The organism is Phocaeicola sp. ICN-14070, assembly GCF_037892625.1.
Classification (GTDB): Bacteria; Bacteroidota; Bacteroidia; order Bacteroidales; family Bacteroidaceae; genus Phocaeicola; species Phocaeicola plebeius.
Window position 1 is genome coordinate 38,887 of sequence record NZ_JBBKBF010000008.1, and the last position, 18,114, is coordinate 57,000.

9 protein-coding genes and 1 pseudogene are annotated in these 18,114 nt (G+C 43.1%); 8 read left to right on the forward strand and 2 right to left on the reverse strand.

Annotation, left to right across the window (positions count from 1 at the left end; translation table 11 throughout):
- The first annotated feature begins 73 nt into the window (after positions 1–73).
- Both WKT20_RS04125 and WKT20_RS04130 read left to right on the forward strand, forming a co-directional pair.
- The gene (locus tag WKT20_RS04125) at positions 74–1,345 is read left to right on the forward strand and encodes a peptidase U32 family protein (RefSeq protein WP_007560223.1); all 1,272 of its coding nucleotides are present in this window, start codon (positions 74–76) and stop codon (positions 1,343–1,345) included.
- Between the two features lie 282 nt (positions 1,346–1,627).
- Positions 1,628–3,124 (forward strand): DUF3843 family protein, encoded by a 1,497-nt coding sequence (locus WKT20_RS04130; RefSeq protein WP_340416877.1) that lies wholly within the window; start codon positions 1,628–1,630, stop codon positions 3,122–3,124.
- Here the strand turns inward: WKT20_RS04130 and mnmA are convergent, their stop codons facing one another.
- Positions 3,125–4,174 carry a tRNA 2-thiouridine(34) synthase MnmA gene (gene mnmA / locus WKT20_RS04135; protein ID WP_118440968.1) on the reverse strand — a complete coding sequence of 350 codons (1,050 nt, stop codon included), beginning with the start codon at positions 4,172–4,174 and terminating at the stop codon, positions 3,125–3,127.
- Positions 4,175–4,184: 10 nt separating this feature from the next.
- Positions 4,185–6,999 (reverse strand): annotated as a pseudogene (locus WKT20_RS04140) (glycoside hydrolase family 3 C-terminal domain-containing protein).
- Positions 7,000–7,368: 369 nt separating this feature from the next.
- Between WKT20_RS04140 and WKT20_RS04145 the strand changes: the two are divergent.
- From WKT20_RS04145 to WKT20_RS04170, 6 genes are all read left to right on the forward strand, one after another.
- The gene (locus WKT20_RS04145; protein ID WP_445323259.1) at positions 7,369–9,720 is read left to right on the forward strand and encodes a glycosyl hydrolase 115 family protein; all 2,352 of its coding nucleotides are present in this window, start codon (positions 7,369–7,371) and stop codon (positions 9,718–9,720) included.
- 22 nt (positions 9,721–9,742) lie between these two features.
- A complete protein-coding gene (locus WKT20_RS04150; RefSeq protein ID WP_340416878.1) occupies positions 9,743–10,423 on the forward strand; it encodes an SGNH/GDSL hydrolase family protein in 681 nt (226 codons plus the stop codon).
- A gap of 244 nt (positions 10,424–10,667) precedes the next feature.
- Positions 10,668–12,800: a glycoside hydrolase family 97 protein gene (locus WKT20_RS04155; protein ID WP_445323260.1), complete on the forward strand. Its 2,133-nt coding sequence runs from the start codon at positions 10,668–10,670 to the stop codon at positions 12,798–12,800.
- 153 nt (positions 12,801–12,953) lie between these two features.
- Complete coding sequence (locus WKT20_RS04160; RefSeq protein ID WP_340416880.1) at positions 12,954–13,514, forward strand: RNA polymerase sigma-70 factor; 561 nt, start codon at positions 12,954–12,956, stop codon at positions 13,512–13,514.
- Entirely contained in the window at positions 13,511–14,512 is a 1,002-nt protein-coding gene (locus tag WKT20_RS04165) for a FecR family protein (RefSeq protein ID WP_302462121.1), read from the forward strand. The genes WKT20_RS04160 and WKT20_RS04165 overlap by 4 nt, the downstream gene beginning before the upstream one ends.
- Before the next feature lie 190 nt (positions 14,513–14,702).
- The gene (locus WKT20_RS04170) at positions 14,703–18,092 is read left to right on the forward strand and encodes a SusC/RagA family TonB-linked outer membrane protein (protein ID WP_340416895.1); all 3,390 of its coding nucleotides are present in this window, start codon (positions 14,703–14,705) and stop codon (positions 18,090–18,092) included.
- Positions 18,093–18,114: the final 22 nt, after the last annotated feature.

An 18,114-nucleotide genomic window follows, 5' to 3' on the forward strand; every position in this document is an offset into this window, starting at 1 on the left:
GCGCAAAGGTAGTGAAATTTTATTATATCCTGAAAAAACGCTACCTTTGCACCGTAATATTACAATCACGGAAATGAGTTATACAATCAAAGATTTTGAAATCATGGCACCCGTGGGCTCACGTGAGTCATTGGCGGCTGCCCTTCATGCCGGAGCTGATTCTATTTATTTCGGTATTGAAAGCTTGAACATGCGTGCGCGTTCGGCGAGCACTTTTACTATAGACGATTTGCGTGAAATCGCCAAGATATGCGATGAACATGGAGTAAAGAGTTACCTGACCATTAATACTATTATTTACGACGAGGATATTACCTTGATGCGTAAAATAGTGGATGCGGCAAAAGAAGCAGGTATCAGTGCGGTTATTGCGGCCGATGTAGCAGTCATGGCTTATTGTAATGAAGTAGGACAGGAGGTACACCTTTCTACTCAGTTGAACATCAGTAACGCAGAAGCATTGAAATTTTATTCACGCTTTGCCGATGTGGTGGTACTGGCGCGTGAACTGAACCTGAAACAGGTACGTAAGATTTACGATGCCATTCAGGAACAGCAAATCAAGGGTCCGATGGGTGAGCTGGTGCGCATCGAAATGTTCTGCCATGGAGCTTTGTGTATGGCAGTTTCCGGGAAGTGCTATTTGAGCCTGAACGAGCTGAATGCTTCGGCCAACCGCGGAGCTTGCATGCAGGTATGCCGTCGTGCATATACGGTGAAGGATAAGGAAAGTGACATTGAACTGGAAGTGGATAACCAGTACATCATGTCGCCGAAAGACTTGAAAACCATTCATTTTATGGACGAGATGATTGAAGCGGGTGTACGGGTATTCAAGATTGAGGGTCGTGCACGTGGACCTGAGTATGTACGTACAGTAGTAGAATGCTACAAGGAAGCTATCCAGTCGTACATTGACGGTACATTCTCCGATGAAAAGGTGGCCAACTGGGATGAACGTCTGAAGACAGTATTCAATCGTGGTTTCTGGAACGGCTATTATTTAGGACAGCGTTTGGGTGAATGGAGCAAGAACTACGGTTCGGAAGCGACGGAGCGTAAGGTATATGCCGGACGTGGAATCAAGTACTTCTCTAATATTGGAGTAGCTGAATTCCTGATTGAAGCCTCAGAAATTAAAGTCGGCGATAAACTGTTGATTACCGGTCCTACTACCGGTGCCATGTATGTCACCTTGGATGAGGCTCGTGTAGACTTGAAGCCGGTGGATGTGGTGAAGAAAGGTGTGCACGTGTCATTTAAAGTGCCCGACCGTATCCGGCCCAGCGATCGTTTGTACCGCATGGTGCCCGCCGAAGAATTGAAGGCAAAACGGAAAGAGTAAATTTATTTGAAGAATAGCGATAGTATCCTGTCAGGGCTTCTAAAAAGGAGCCTTGACAGGATTTTTTTATGAGAATAGAATATAAACACCTCGGTTAATTACTTGTTGAAAGACTTGTGAATATAATTGTTGATATCCTAATTTTTTATTGATTATCAGCATGATGTGTAAATTAACAGGTTGTGAATTACTTGTGAATAATAAATAAGTCCCTTTGGGATAGCTTGCTTGTTCTCATAATTATTTTACATTTGCACTCCAGAACTTAAAATCTCATGTAATATGAAAAAGATATATGTAAAAGAGTGGATGTTATTTCAACCATACGACCGACAGGATGAAGTAGACACGTACTATGTAAACGTTGCTAATCAGATAGCTGCATGTTTAAAGGATTTTGTTGGAGGACGTTATCCAGAACATTCAGTGCATGGAATTGCCATTTATTTGACGCTCTGGTTTCAGGATGTGATTTCACAGACCGGAATTTGGCAAGCATTCTCTGAAGAATGCCGTAAGCGGTATGGCTGCCTTGTTCCTTTCATGACTTCGGAAAAAGAAAAAGACTATTATCCGGGAGAAGTGAATCCGGAAGATTTGCAGTTTCTGTTATGGCATTATCTTCAATGCATGGAGAAGCAGGCTGGTGGCGTATTGAATCCGGAAAATCCGGTTTTTGAGGAACTGGCTAATCAGATCTATGATTATTTGTCGGAAGAGTTTCAAGTAGCTCCAGAGAATGAGCGGTTGCATGCGATGTTATATGGGGAGGCTTTTGGAGAAAACGATTACATGCGTTATCGTAGTGTGCTGGAGTGGTTCCACTTCTGCAGTTATGTAGGTTTTGAAAACCGGGGTGAATATCAGAGAGTGGTAGATACGGTTGCACGAATGGGACAGAATGTCAATCCACATATTTTGTCGTACGATGTAAAGCAGAACATTCTGTTTGAAGGACGCAAGAACTTACTTTCCTTGACATCAGTCGAATGGTTGGCTTTGATAGGAAAGAGTCATCCTGAAACAGCTTTGTGGGCTGAAGTAAAAGCTCTTCCTCAGGAAATGTATCTTTATGAAGGGGAAGATGAAAAATTCCTGTTTGTAAAAGATTTGTCAAAGAAAGAAGGAGAACAGCTGGGTATTCGGAAAGATTCTTTGAATATGGATTCCTTGAAAGGTCGTAAAGAAGGAGTAACCATATTAAGTTGCCGGCTGGTTCAGTATGGAGGATACTGGTGGCAAGACGGTATGCTGGTTGTATCCGATTTCCAGGAGAAAGTGAAGGAAGAGATTGACCAGCGAATTGCCGCACGTGAGGGCATAAAGAAAACATTCGATGAGTTTATGGAAGCATCCGGTGGCAAGCAATTTGTGTTCTGCAAATCAGAAGAAGAAGTGCAGGATTTCCTTTCTCAGAAATTGGGATATAAGAATAATGAAGGAATGGAGTTGCCGAAGATGGACGCGGCACACGGATTGGTGCTGATGGTTTCTCCACATACCGGCATACATGTTCAAATGCAATTGTGTGAATGTATCTCCTCACCGGATAATACATTCTATGATGCTGAAGCAGCCAAGAAGCAGGCTGCCATGTTTATATTGAATCCCAATGTGATACCTTACGATTTGAGTTGTGCCTTGCAGGATGCCGATATGCTTCCGGATGCTTGTCTGAACAGTGCGTTGGGCGAGGAACATGGACGGGAAACAATGAAGAGAAACGCATGTTTCTTTACAGATTATTTCTTTGAAAAATGCAGAGAGAAGGATTGTTGATTATTCAATAATCCCTCCTCCTAATACAATATTACCCCGATAAAATGCAGCTGCCTGTCCGCTGGCAATAGAGGCCAGCGGCTCATGCAGTTGTATATGCAGTCGCTGGTCATCCAGTAAGGTGACAGTGCATCGGTTGGCTTGTTTCCGGTAGCGTATTTTGACAATGACATCTTCGTGTCCAAGCACTACATCGGGATTGATAAGGTTCCAGTGTGTGAGGTACATCTCATTTTTTTCCAGTGCTTGCAGATTGTCGCTGATAATTACCTTATTTTCCTGCGGAATGATTTCCTTGACAAAGAGCGCTTTGTTCAGGTGAATTCCCAATCCTCTTCGCTGTCCGATGGTGTAAAACGGATAACCCTCATGTTTCCCGATTTTCTGTCCTTGCTCATCATAAAAGTTCCCAGGAATGATTTCACCTTCGGGTGCATGAGTTTTCAGGAAGGTACGGTAATCCATCGGGCAGAAACATACACCTAAACTGTCACGTTTCTTGGCGGCTTTCAGAAATCCGCGTGCGGCGGCGATTTCGCGTACACGGGTCTTGGTCAGTTCGCCCATAGGGAGGCACATTCTCTCCAAAATGGATTGTGGAAGTCCCCATAAGAAGAAAGACTGGTCTTTATCTGCATCATTTCCGCAGGTAATGTACCAGTATCCATCTATTTTTTGTTTGTTGACGTAGTGCCCGGTAGCCAGATGGTAAATACCTTTCTCGTCAGCTATCTGTTGCAGTAAGGGCCATTTCAGGTAGTTGTTGCAGAGTGTACAGGGTACCGGGGTACGTCCGGCCATGTATTCCTGAATAAAATAGTGTATGATTTTTTCCTGAAACATTTCCCGTGCATCGTAAATCAGATGAGGTATGCCTAGCGTACGGCATAGGTCACGTGCATCGTCCAGGTATTCTGTATTTCCATCTTTCTCATAAAAACGAAAGGTGATGCCGGTCACTTCGTAGCCTGCATCTTGCAATAGAAGGGCGGCAACCGAACTGTCGGTGCCGCCGCTCATTCCCAATAGAACTTTGTTATTTTTTTTCATCGGGACAAAGTTACTCTTTTCTCAGTTCCGGCAATTTGATTTCTGCAATTTCTGCACTCCCATTAGTTATCAGGATACGCAGGTCACTGCCTCCTGTCTTGTTGAACCGAATGGTTTCTTCCTGATTAGGAGTAACTTCTCCGCGTTGTACCGGAAGGAATTGTCCGCCTCCGCTGGAAGTCTGAATCTCGTAGTGTGTGCCGGCTTCCGCATTCTTCCAGGCTACATTGATACGGTCTACCTTGGCATTTTCTGCCAGTTCGAAGGATATGTATTCCCCTTTTTCACCTTTCCAGGTAGTGGAATAGTCTCCGTCAACCACATGGAGGATATGGCTCTTGTTTTTGCTGGCACTGATAAAGTCACGCGGGTCCGATTCTATTATTTCATTAGCGGATGCTTGTCCGTAAGCTCGAATTTCAAGTCCTTTTTTCAGTCGGATGTCTTCGGAAGAAGCCCCTATCATAATCTGGAACATACCAGGCTCTACGACCCAGTGATTGTCTTTGTTGAGTAGCTGGAAGTCACGTGGAAGTAACTGGAAACTGACCTCTTTGGTTTCACCCGGCTCCAAGTGTACGCGTTCGAAGCCGCGCAAGTTCTTTTCATACGTGGTCACACTGCTGACGACATCGCGTGTGTACAACTGTACCACTTCATCTCCGCTTCGTGTACCGGTGTTTTTAATTTTACAGGTCACGGTTACCGGCTCTTTATCGGTAATGACAGGAGAGGAGAGTTGTAAGTTGCTGTATTCAAAAGTGGTATAGCTCAGTCCGTATCCGAACGGATAGAGTGGGCCGTTGATACGCGATTGATTACCCTTCACGCCAGGTGTTTGTCCGCCGTCTACTTGTGAAGCAGGCTTGGCCGGGAAGTTAAAAGGTATCTGACCTACGGTTTTAGGGAAGGTAACAGTCAGCTTGCCTCCCGGATTGTAATCTCCGAAGAGAGCTTCGGCAATAGCTGTTCCTCCTTGCGAACCAGGGTACCAGGCCTCCAGAATGGCCGGTACAAATTTATCTGCCCAATTGATACTGAGCGGACGACCGTTAATCAGTACCAGTACCACCGGTTTTCCAGTGGCTACTATGGCCTCCAAGAGTTGCTGCTGATGGCCAGGGAGATCCAGGCTGGTACGCGATTTGTTTTCTCCACAGGTGCGGATGCCTCCTCCCAGTACTACTACAGCTACGTCACTTTCTTTGACATTATCGACAGCTTTCTGAATCTCGGTTTTTTCCTCTGCGGTAAGTGGATAAGAAATGATTTCCGATTCCGGCCAGTTGGCATCTACGAGGTCACATCCTTTGGTATAGGTTACCTTTGTACCTTCCTTAACCTGTTGTTTGATACCTTCTAGTACGGTAGTTACTTCTACTGCTACGGGACCGTAGTGGGTAAGTGCAAAGGATGTTTCATCGGCATTCGGACCACATACGGCAATACGCTTGATTTGTGATTTATCCAAAGGAAGCAGGTTATTTGCATTTTTCAACAGCACGAGTCCTTCGCGGGAAGCCTGTAAGGCAACTTGTTGATGTGCTTCGCTGTTGACTTCTTTATCAGCTAAAGCAAGGTCTGTCTGGTAAGGTGTGTCGAACAGACCTGTCAAGAATTTGACACGTAAGATATCTCTTACCCGGTTGTCAATGGTTTCCATACTGAGTTCTCCTTCTTGAATCAGCTCACGCAACGGGAGTACGTATGATTCTGGTGAACGGAACGTACAGCGTACGTTAAGTCCTGCTTCTACACTCTGGCGGACTGCCTCTTTCATGTCCTTTGCCGTTTTGTGTTTGCTGTAGAGATATTCCACCGCGTCACTGTCGGATACCACATAACCCCTAAATCCCATGGTGCCCCTTAGACGTTGTGTCAGCCAGTAGTAACTGCTTTGGATAGGAAATCCGTCATAATCATTGTAGGAACTCATCACTCCCAGGATACCAGCCTCCTGGATTACTCTTGTAAAAGGATAGGCATGTATGTTTTCTACCTCTCTCCATGACATTTGCGGGTCAACTCTTGCAAATCCTTCGCGAGCACCTTTATTATTGCTATAGGCGATGAAGTGTTTGGCCGTAGAAGCTACCTGCATGTCGGTTTGAAGTCCCTTTCCCATGGCGATGCCCAGTTCTGTCACCAGATAAGGACTTTCTCCATAAACCTCTTCGTAGCGTCCCCAGCGTTGGTCACGGCCTACGTCCAGGATGGGGGCATATACGTTGGTGTACCCCAGTAAGCGGGCCTCTCGTCCTGTGATGTAACCTACCTGGCGTATCAGTTCCCTGTTCCAGGTGTGTCCGAGTGCCAGTTGGGTTGGGAAATTGGTTGCAATATAGTTTTCTACTCCCCGGATACCTTCATTGGTAAAGTCAGCCGGTATACCCAGGCGTGTTTCTTCTACAAAAAAGCGTTGTACTTCGTTCAGTGCCCAGGCATGATTCGAAGCCGGCCATACCAGTTCATTCTGCATTGGAGGAACACCCCATCCTCGGAACGCATTCAGATGCTCATCGATAGCTCCGATACCGTCTTTCCATAACTGGTTTTAAAACTCTTTGATACCCATAAAGCGTGACCATCTGGCAGGTCTTTTCCTCTACGGTCATCTGGGAAAGCAAGTCTTCAATTCGTTCGTTTAATGGCGCTTTAGGATCCTCGTAAATATCTTTCCGGCCGTTTTTGTTGAAGTCAATCCATTCTTTATGGTACATGCTTTTCTTTTTGGGAACATACGTTTTGGAAACTTCCAATGCATGACCTGTTATACTGCAAAGCGATGTGCAAGAAAGAAGGCAATAGAATAATTGTTTTTTCATGTGATAAAGTTAGAATTAGGGTTGTTTTACTTGACCTCAAAAATAGAATTATTCAGGGAATAAGTAGTGATAAAATTGTCCATTCAAATGAACTTTCTGTCTTTATTTTAAGCTATGGGCATAAAAAAAGGAGTTCCGCTGAACTCCAACCTTTGTTAACCTTAAATCTAATACTATGAAAAACACATTGCAAAGGTAAGGGTTTCTGGGAAAATGACAAGCGAATCATATGTTTTATAACATGAATTAAGAAATATACGGCTTCCATTCAAACCTTTTATACAAATTTCCATGTAAAAGCACAATGGGTATATGGAATAGATGTAAGAAATATGTTCTTTTGCAGACAAATCATCTATGAAAATACGTATGAAAAGAAAATTAGCTGTTGTTTTATTGATTTGTATATCTTGTCACATGGGCTGGGCAGCACAAGACTTTGTCTGGAAATCGGGACAGAATATGAAGGTGGTGTGTGATACTACAGAAGCTCCGGTAGTGAAAGTTGCGCTTGATTTGTTGAAGCGTGATTGTCGGTCGGTACTTTCTGGAAATATATCTCGTTCGGAGAACACCGGAAATATTTATGTCGGTACATGGGGAGAAAGTTCCGTGCTGCAAGCGTTAGCTGAAACTCGCCAGCTGGATGTAGCTCTGCTCAATGAGCATAAAGAGGCTTTTTTATTAAATGTACTTCCTGACGGAAGACTGATTGTGGCAGGGAGTGATAAGCGTGGAACGGCCTATGGAGTGCTTGAACTTTCTCGTATGATGGGAGTTTCCCCATGGGAATGGTGGGCCGATGCGGTACCCGAAAAAAAAGAGGAATTGCGCTTGCCCGCAGGTTTCCGGAAACTGGATTATCCTCAGGTAGCTTATCGGGGAATATTTATCAATGATGAGGATTGGGGACTGACTCCCTGGAGCTGGAAACATTATGAACCGTCTGAGCGGAAAGGGCAGATAGGACCGAAAACGCATGCACGTATTTTTGAATTGTTGCTTCGCTTGCGGGCCAATACATTCTGGCCGGCCATGCATGAGTGCTCCATTCCTTTCTTTTTTACTGAAGGGAATAAGGAAATGGCCGATAAGTATGCAATTTATCTGGGTACTTCTCATTGTGAACCAATGATGCGCAATACCAACGGTGAGTGGAAAACGGCCGGAAAGGGGGAGTACGACTATGTACACAACCGGAAAAATGTCTTGTCTTTCTGGGAGGAGCGCGTAAAGCAACTTCGTCATTCGGATGATATTTACACCTTAGGTATGCGCGGTGTACACGATGGCAAGATGCAGGGAGCCAAGACACTGGAAGAACAGAAGAAGGCGCTTATGGAGATTCTGGCAGACCAGCGTCGTATGCTGGCAAAATATAAAGGAAAGGATTTGACAAAAGTGCCGCAAGTACTGATTCCGTATAAGGAGGTGCTGGATATTTATCAGGCAGGACTGCAGGTGCCTGAGGATGTGACTTTGATGTGGTGTGACGACAACTATGGATATATAACCCATTTCCCTACTGCCGAAGAGGCCGCTCGTCCCGGAGGGAATGGCATTTACTATCATGTGTCTTATTGGGGGCGTCCGCACGATTACCTGTGGCTTTCTACGGCGAGTCCTTACTTGCTTTATCAGCAGATGAAGCAGGCATACGAAAAAGGTATCCGTCAGATGTGGATTCTGAATGTAGGGGATATTAAGCCGGCAGAATATCAGACGGAGTTGTTTATGGATATGGCTTGGAATATCGGTCGGGTACAGCAGACTGGAGTTACCGGGCATCTTTCTCATTTTTTGTCCCGGGAGTTCGGGACTGTTTCAGCTTCTGCTCTGTTACCTTTGTTGCAGGAGCATTACCGGTTGGCATACATCCGTAAACCGGAGTTTATGGGGCATACAAGAACCGAAGAGAAAGATCCGAAATACAAAATCGTTGCTGACCTTCCTTGGAGTGAGGGGGAAATCCGGAAGCGATTGTCGCTTTACCAGTCTCTTGAAGACCGTGCGGAAATATGGAGCAGAAGAATGCCTGAAACAAAGCGTACTGCTTATTTTCATTTGGTACAGTATCCCGTACAGGGAGCTTCACAGATGAACAAGAAATGTCTGTATGCACAGTTGGCCCGTCACGGAAAGGCTGACTGGCAATTGAGTGAACAGGCGTTCGACAGTATTGTATCGCTGACACATAGGTACAATCAGGGGAAATGGCAAGGTTTTATGGATTATAAACCCCGTAATTTGTCCGTATATCAACGGATTCCGAAAAGTTTGGCCACTGATTCTTTGAAATCCACTCGCTCCTATCTTTTTAAATGGAATGGCCTGGAGGCTATGGAAGGTAATCCGTTGCCGTGCGAGGGATTGGGGTACGAAGGTATGGCAGCTGGTATTTCAAAAGACTCCTCAGCGGTGTTTCACTTTGACGGATGTCCGGCAGACTCGGTAGAAGTGGAACTCCGTCTTCTTCCGGCACATCCAGTGGTTGGAAATGAATTGCGCGTGCAAGTTTCTTTAGATGAGGCGCAGTCGCTTCCTGTGTCTTATCGTACTTATGGCCGTAGTGAAGAGTGGAAACAAAATGTGTTGTCGAATCAGGCTGTACTTCGTATGAAGTTTCCTTTACGGGGGAATCAAAGACATCGAATTACTATACAGGCATTGGATGAGGGTGTGGTATTGGACCAGTTGTATGTATATGAATGGAAGGATTAATTATGTAAACAGAGATAACAATATGAAACAGTTGAGATTCTTTTTTATCATTATGGCATGGGTATGTATCCATACCGCTTGGGGACAGGTGAGTACGTCGTCTGATCCGTTGTATGGAAAACGTATCGGAGTCATAGGCGACAGCTATGTGAGAAATCATCGTGAGCCGGTGGAATATACATGGCATTATAAGTTTGCGAAAAAGCATGGAATGCAATATTTCAATTACGGGCGTAATGGGAATTGTGTAGCCATGCCTCGTGCTCGTTTCGGCGAGGCGATGTATAAACGTTATAAAGAAATGACTGATTCATTGGATTATGTGGTGGTCATTGCCGGACACAATGATGCTTCTCTTCTCGATTCTATCGGTATTGATAATTATAAGGAAAAACTGGGCATATTGTGTGAGGGATTGATTGAAAAGTATCCTTCTGCCAAGCTGTTTTTCTTTACCTGCTGGACACGGAAAAATTTTTCAGGCAGTGCAGCCGAGAAAGTCGTGGATGCGACATTGGAGGTGTGCGGGCGTTACAGTATTCCTGTTTTTGATGCAGCACGTAAGGGAAATATCTTTGCGCAAAGCGATGCTTTCCGCAAGATTTACTTTCAGAATGAAGGCGTAAACGATACAGCTCATTTGAATGCGAAAGGACATGACCGTTTCTTGCCTTGTGCGGAAGCTTTTTTGCTTCAATATTGATAAAACATCTTTTCCTTTCTGTATATAAGTCATTTTGTTGTGGCATATTCTCTGTTTCACACTGTGAAATACAAAAACCACAGTGTGGGATACATATTTCACAGTGTGGGATACAAATCCCGCAGTGTGAAACAGAGAATAGATAAAGGGATTCTCGGAAATATAGAAGGGGTATTTTATTTTCATATTATGCGTCATGCAGTAAGTGTTTTTTTTTGTATGGTTGTTATATATGAAAACAGATATGACGAACATAAAAAAATATACAGCGATGAGAACGATTTTTGTATTGCTTGGGTTGCTGGCAGCATCTGTAACGGTGAATGCACAGACATTGACCTCGCCCGACGGAAACTTCAAGATGCAGTTTCATCTATCAGACGAAGGCAAACCAGTCTATTCGTTGATATACAAAGAAAAAGAAGTGATAAAAGAAAGCAAAATGGGCTTTCAGATAAGTCCTTCGATTGCTTTTGACCGTAACTTTAGTGTGGTGGAAACGAAGATAGATAGTTGCGATACGGTCTGGAAAACAGTGTGGGGGCAGAACAGTGAGATTAGAGATCATCACAAGGAGTTGTGGGTGGCGTTGAAACAAGAAAAATCCGGCAGACTCTTGAATATCCGCTTCCGGTTATTTAATGACGGACTGGGATTCCGTTATGAATTCCCCGTGCAAAGTAATCTGCGTCATTTTACTCTGAAAGAAGAACTGACAGAATTCCAGCTGGCTGGCAATCATAAAGCTTTCTGGATTCCGGCTGATTACGATACCAATGAATTTCAGATAACTACCTCCCGCCTTTCGGAAGTACCTCTTTTAATTGATGAGGCCCGTAATGAGCCTTTGGCTTGTAAATCACCGACTCCGAATCTGGCTGTACAGACTCCGCTTATGCTGAAGTCGGATAACGGACTGTATATCAATATTCATGAAGCAGCACTGGTAAATTATCCGGCCATGCATTTGAACCTGGATGCAGAGACTTACCTTATGAGTGCACACTTGACGCCCGATAAGAATGGAAATAAGGGATACATTCAGACTGGAAGTGTGACTCCGTGGCGTACGATTATTGTGAGCGACGATGCCCGTGATATTTTGGCTTCCAACCTGATTCTGAATCTGAATGAGCCGTGTAAGATAGAAGATACTTCCTGGATAAAGCCGACTAAATACGTTGGTGTGTGGTGGGAATACTTCACGGGAGGAGGCTCTACATGGGCCTATACCGATACGCAGGATGTCGTGATTGGACAGACTGATTACAAGCAACTGAAACCTAACGGACATCATGGAGCCAATACAGCTCATGTGAAAGAATACATCGACTTTGCAGCCAAACATGGATTTGACGCCGTGCTGGTGGAAGGATGGAATGAAGGATGGGAAGATAACTATGCGTATGCCAAAGAGTTTATCTATAGCTTTACTACTCCTTATCCAGATTTTGACGTGAAGGAGTTACAGGCGTATGCGGCTTCCAAAGGGGTAAAGATTATCATGCATCATGAAACTACTTCGTCTGTGGCAGATTATGAGCGTCAGATGGATGATGCGTTCCGTTTCATGAAAGACAACGGATATGATGCGGTGAAAACCGGATATGTAGGCCCGATTATTCCACGTAGTGAGCATCACGACGGACAGTGGATGGTGAACCATTACAACCGTGTAGCAGAAAAGGCGGCTCAGTATAAGATTATGGTCAATTCGCACGAAGCGGTTCGTCCGACCGGTTTATGCCGTACCTATCCCAACTGGATTGCGCAGGAGTCGGCGCGAGGGACGGAGTTTGAATCGTTCAACGGCATTCGTCCGGACCACCAGACCATACTTCCGTTTACCCGTCTGATGGGAGGTCCGATGGATTATACTCCCGGTATTTTTGAAGGAGATTTGTCGGTGTATGGCAGTAACAAGGCAAAGCTGGGTACTACACTGGTGAAACAGCTTGCTCTGTATGTCACGATGTACAGTCCGCTTCAGATGGCAGCCGATTTGTATCAGAATTATGAGAAATATCCGGATGCGTTTCGGTTTATTAAGGACGTGGCGGTTGATTGGGACCGTACTTATATATTAGAAGCTGAACCGGGAGATTACATCACAATTGCCCGTAAGGTCAAAGGGAAAAATGAATGGTATGTAGGAGGTATTACGGATGAAAACAGCCGTGAAGCTCTTATCGACTTCAGCTTCCTGCCGAAAGGAAAGAAGTATCAGGCCGTTATTTATGCAGACGGTAAGAAAGCCGATTGGCGGACAAATCCGAAAGAATATGTGATAGAGACACGGACGGTAAGTCATAAGACTAAACTCAGACAGGAACTGGCACCCAGTGGTGGGGTAGCTATTAGTATAAAGGAATTATAGGTAGAAGATTGTTTTCAGGAAAATAAAGATAGATCTTTGACATCCTTGTCGGCATAATTGCTTAAAACAGATATGAGTGGATGACTTTATATAAAAGTTGTTGAAATCGATTTTAAAATTTATCTTTGTGATAAATACCAAATCTGATCACTTATGTCTGTAAACAATTTTGAAACAATATATTATGACTTGTTTAAACAACATTATTCTGCGTTGTTGTTTTATGCAGCCCGTCTGGTAGGTGAGGATGATGCGGAAGATATTGTTCAAGATGTATTTGTTGAGTTGTGGAATAACAAAAGCAAGATTGATTTTGATAATCATATTAAAGCTTTTCTATATCGGGCTGTTTATACAAGATCTATTAATTTTCTGAAGCATAAATCGGTGGTGGATGGTTATACGTCGGAAGAAAAAGAATTTTTTGCCCAGAAGATTGCCTATTATAATTATGAAAATTCTGAGGTAATGGCACGGTTGGAGAATATGGAGTTGAAGAAGGAAATTCTGTCTGCCATAAACGACTTGCCAGACCAGAGCCGGAAAGTGTTTAAGATGAGCTATCTCTACGATATGAAGAATAAAGAAATTGCCGACATACTTGGTATTTCCCTGAGAACAGTAGAAGCCCATATGTATAAGGCTTTGAAGATACTGCGTGTAAAGCTCAGTCATTTGCTTTTATTATTAATTTGTTTTTTTAGGTGTGTATGAATAAAATTAGTGATGATATTATATGGAGGTATCTTCAGGGAACTGCGACTACTGAAGACATGAAGGCATTGAATGAGTATATCAGTGCTTCGCCTGAAAACAAAAAGTATTTGTTTTCCATAGAGGAGTTGTATCATCTGGGAAAGTGGAAATACGACGAAGAAGATAAAATAAACGCAGCCATGCAACGACTGAAATCGGTTGTACAGCCTGTTGAGATGTCTGTGGTTTCGGAAAAGAAGGAGAAAAAACAGATGAAGCACCTCTTTTTGTGGACTCGATATGCGGCGGCCGTGCTGGTTCTGGTGCTTATAGGGTGGCTGTCCTTTAAAGGGCTGACAAGCGAGGACATGATAAAAGTTTACGCGGACAGTAAGATAAGAAAGATTGAACTGGCGGATGGAACAAAAGTCTGGTTGAATAAAGGGAGTGTGTTTGAATATCCGAAAACTTTTACGAAAGACAACCGGAAAGTCAGACTGGATGGGGAAGCTTATTTTCAAGTAGCCCGTCAGACAGGCAAACATAAGTTCACGGTAGAGAGTAAGCTGATGACGGTGGTAGTGCATGGTACGATTTTTAATATGAAGAGTTATGCTAGGGATACCGTAGCCGAAACGTCGCTTATTGAAGGAGAAGTGCTTGTGGAATCTGCTAATGATGATTCAAAAATCGTTTTGCTTCCAGGTCAGAAAGCCATTGTAGAAAAGAATAACCATAAGATGGTGGTGAAAGAAACCAATTCAATTATGGATGGAATCTGGCGAAACAACATGGTGCCATTCCAGAATGCGACAATTCAGGATATTGCAAAAGTGCTGGAGGATTTATATCATGTTAAGATAGAGGTTCGTAAGGATATTGACCTGGAACATACTTATTCGGGCATGATAGAGAAAAAGCAAGAGCTTGAAGATGTAATAAAAACTTTGCAAAATAGTATACCGATAAAATATAAGATAGAGAGTGATAAGGTTTTGATTGAACCTGTGGAGTAAAATCCGATTCGGCAAACACGCTTTTATGAGGTGTTTGCCGATTTTTTTTGTTCCCTGAAAAAAATAATGAATTTGAGTAAGTGTTTTATATAAGATGGCTGTTATATATGTACTATCGGAAATTGTAGTAATAATTTAAAATAACAAGATTATGTTTAACCTTAAAAAGAATTTATTTTTAGAAGGGAAAATGCAATCCTTATGTTCGGGAAAGTATCTCAGGACATTGGTTTTTCTAGGCTTGTCGGCAGCTCCGTTTCAGTGGGTTTCGGCGCAGTTTAATCTTTCACTGTCTAATCCCAGTTTGGGAAGTGTGATTAAAGAAATTCAGGCGCAGTCGGATTATCAGTTCTTTTATGACGATAAGCTTGCTTCTGTTCAACTTGAATCTTTGAATGTAACTGATTCTTCTTTGCAGGAAGTATTGAGTAAGGCTTTGAGTGGAAAAAATATTTCTTATAAAATAGACGATAAAGTCGTTTATCTGTCTATGGATAATTCCACAGTAAAGAAGTCGCCTGCACAGAATGCTGCAAAGAAGACGATTACCGGACGTATAGTAGATGCGACAGGTGAACCATTGATTGGTGTGACTATTATGGAAAAAGGAACTACCAATGGTAGCATTACCGATTATGATGGAAATTATTCTTTGAGTGTACCTGGAAATGCAGTGCTTCAGTTCTCTTATATCGGCTATAAGAGTGTAGAGATGAAGGTAGAAGGCAAAGAAGTGATTGACTTGACCATGCATGAAGATACTGAGGTATTGGACGAGGTTGTCGTTACTGCTTTGGGTATCAAGCGTGAGAAAAAAATGCTGGGATACGCTGTGCAGGAATTGAAGAGTGATGAGTTGAACAAGACAGGTGACCCTTCTGTGACCAGTGCTTTGCAGGGTAAGGTAGCCGGTTTGTCAATGAATACTTCATCTACCGGTTTGGGAGGTTCTACCAAGATTACTATTCGTGGTAACTCTTCATTGAGCGACAATAACCAACCGTTGTGGATTGTGGATGGAGTGCCGTTCAGTGATAACAGTACTTCTGATGCTTCTTTCTATGGTGGTGTAGACCGTGGTGGTGCTTCGTTAGACATCAATCCGGATGACATTGAGAGTATTTCAGTTTTGAAAGGCCCGAATGCCGCAGCATTGTATGGTTCACGTGCTGGTAACGGTGTAATTTTGGTTACAACGAAGAAAGGTTCCAAGAAAGATGGTTTTGGTATCCGCTATACTGGTAACTTTACATGGAGTAGCGTAGCCGAAACATTAGAGCAGCAGGAACGTTATGGCCAGGGACAGATTGGTGCCAATGGTGGTGCTAGCTATACCAAAGAAACATCAGGTAGCTGGGGACCCGTATTGGATGGAAGCCCATTTGAAGCTTGGAATGGTGAGACATATGCTTATTCAAAATATGGCAATAAGTTGAAGGATTATTTTGATACTGGTTTCTCACAGAATCACAATGTGTCTATCAGCAACGGTACTGAAACATCACATTTCCGTGCTTCGTTCGGTGCATCGGATAACAAGGGTGTGTTCCCGAATGAAAAGTTGAATCGTATAAATATCGACCTGAATGCTGGTACAGAATTGAATAAATGGATGTCAATCGACGGAAAGATTTCATTGTCACGTACCAAAGCAGAGGATCGGCCTGAATATGGTACATACGGTGCTATCAACCAGTTGATGGGTATTCCTCACAATGTACGTTTGGATGATTTGAAACAGTATTCAACTGAAGATGCCGTACATGTGAACTGGTATGGACCGAGTGCTGAAATCCGTAACCCATATTATGTATTGCATCAGCGTCATAATTCTGACGAACGCTGGCGTGCATTTGGTTATTATAGCACTAAGATTAACTTTACTGACTGGTTGCATTTATCTGCTAAGTATGCCTTCGATTATTACCGTACGCGTGTTCAGAATACCAATGCAGGTGATGCGTATAATAATGAAACGGTTCCTAGTGCTATCACTGATGACAAGATGGATCGTGGCGAAGAAAACTTCTTCGAATCAAATGCTGAATTTATTTTGATGGGTGACCGTCAGTTGACTGAAAACTTCCGCCTTGGCTTTACGCTGGGTTCTAACTTCATGTATCAGAAGTTCGAGTCTTTGAGTGCCGGTGTAGGTAATATGTTGACTAAGGGTGAATGGATGTTCAATGCGGCTAACCTGTTGCGTACAGCTGCTGAAACAGGTAAGGAACGTGCCATGAATTCTGTATTTGGTTCTGTGCAGATGGCATGGAAGGAATATTTGTCATTAGACCTTACTGCTCGTAATGACTGGTCATCTACATTGCCTAAGCAGAATAATTCATTCTTCTATCCTTCTGCTAACTTGAGTTTTGTTATTTCTGATTTCATGAAGTCTATCGACAAATCTTTACCTTCATGGGTAACTTTTGCTAAGTTGCGTCTGTCTGCTGCACAGGTAGGTAAGGATACAGAACCGTATCAGTTGTACAATACTTATGCTTATAAGTTTGATAATGGCATCTTGACTCCTGATAAGAGTAATGTGAAGTTGAACGATAATTTGAAGCCGGAAATTGCTACTTCATACGAAGCTGGTTTGGATATGAAGTTCTTTGATAATCGTTTCGGGTTTGACTTTACTTATTATTACAGCAAGACTAAGAACCAGATTATGAAGGTGCCTGCTGCAGCTCCTTGGAGTGGTGGACAGTGGGTTAATGCCGGTTTGATTTCGAACCAGGGTGTTGAATTGATGTTGTATTCTACCATTGTAGATACTAAGGACTTCACATTTGATTTGAATGTGAACATGGCGCACAATGTTTCTACTGTTAAAGAACTGGCTCCTGAATCTAATGTGAACTATATGTTCTTTAACGGTGATGGCAACTTCCCTGTTAAGGTTGGTGCTCGTGCAGGTGAAAAACTGGGTGAGATTTATGCAACTACCTTGTACAAACGCAATGATAACGGTGATATTATAATCGGTGCCGACGGCATGCCGATGACTGTGACTGATGAAGCTGAATATGTAGCTAACCCGATTGGTAACATTCAGCCTGACCTGACCATGTCTGTATCACCTACTTTCACTTATAAAGGTGTAACTCTTTCTGCTATGTTTGATATGAAATTCGGTGGTGATATCTTCTCTTACTCAGAAATGATGTCTACCGGTAGAGGTTTGGCTAAGCGTACGGAAAATCGTGGAGAAGCTGATAATTATATGATGGTATTCCCTGGTGTGACTGAAAATGGTCAGCCTAATACCACGAAGATTACAGCTAGCCAGTACTATGGTGCGTTGTTGGCTGAAGACTTCCTGTATGATGCTTCATTTATTAAGTTGAAAGAATTGTCATTGGGTTATTCGTTCCCGTCAAAGATGCTGAAAAAGACCCCGTTGACTTCACTGAACGTTTCATTTGTAGCACGTAACTTGTGTTATCTGTTGAAGCATACACCGGGTACAAGTCCTGAAGGTGGTTACGATACAACTATGTTCTCACAGGCTATTGATTATGCGGCTCTGCCTTATACTCGTACCTTTGGTTTGTCTGTTAGTTTAGGTTTTTAATCTTAAAAAATAGTATAGAGTT

Coding starts and splice junctions, on each gene's coding strand:
- WKT20_RS04145 (WP_445323259.1), top strand. CDS start 7,369: ATGAAAAGAAAATTAGCTGTTGTTTTATTGATTTGTATATCTTGTCAC.
- WKT20_RS04165 (WP_302462121.1), top strand. CDS start 13,511: ATGAATAAAATTAGTGATGATATTATATGGAGGTATCTTCAGGGAACT.
- WKT20_RS04125 (WP_007560223.1), top strand. CDS start 74: ATGAGTTATACAATCAAAGATTTTGAAATCATGGCACCCGTGGGCTCA.
- WKT20_RS04130 (WP_340416877.1), top strand. CDS start 1,628: ATGAAAAAGATATATGTAAAAGAGTGGATGTTATTTCAACCATACGAC.
- WKT20_RS04170 (WP_340416895.1), top strand. CDS start 14,703: ATGCAATCCTTATGTTCGGGAAAGTATCTCAGGACATTGGTTTTTCTA.
- WKT20_RS04160 (WP_340416880.1), top strand. CDS start 12,954: ATGTCTGTAAACAATTTTGAAACAATATATTATGACTTGTTTAAACAA.
- WKT20_RS04150 (WP_340416878.1), top strand. CDS start 9,743: ATGAAACAGTTGAGATTCTTTTTTATCATTATGGCATGGGTATGTATC.
- mnmA (WP_118440968.1), bottom strand. CDS start 4,174: ATGAAAAAAAATAACAAAGTTCTATTGGGAATGAGCGGCGGCACCGAC.
- WKT20_RS04155 (WP_445323260.1), top strand. CDS start 10,668: ATGACGAACATAAAAAAATATACAGCGATGAGAACGATTTTTGTATTG.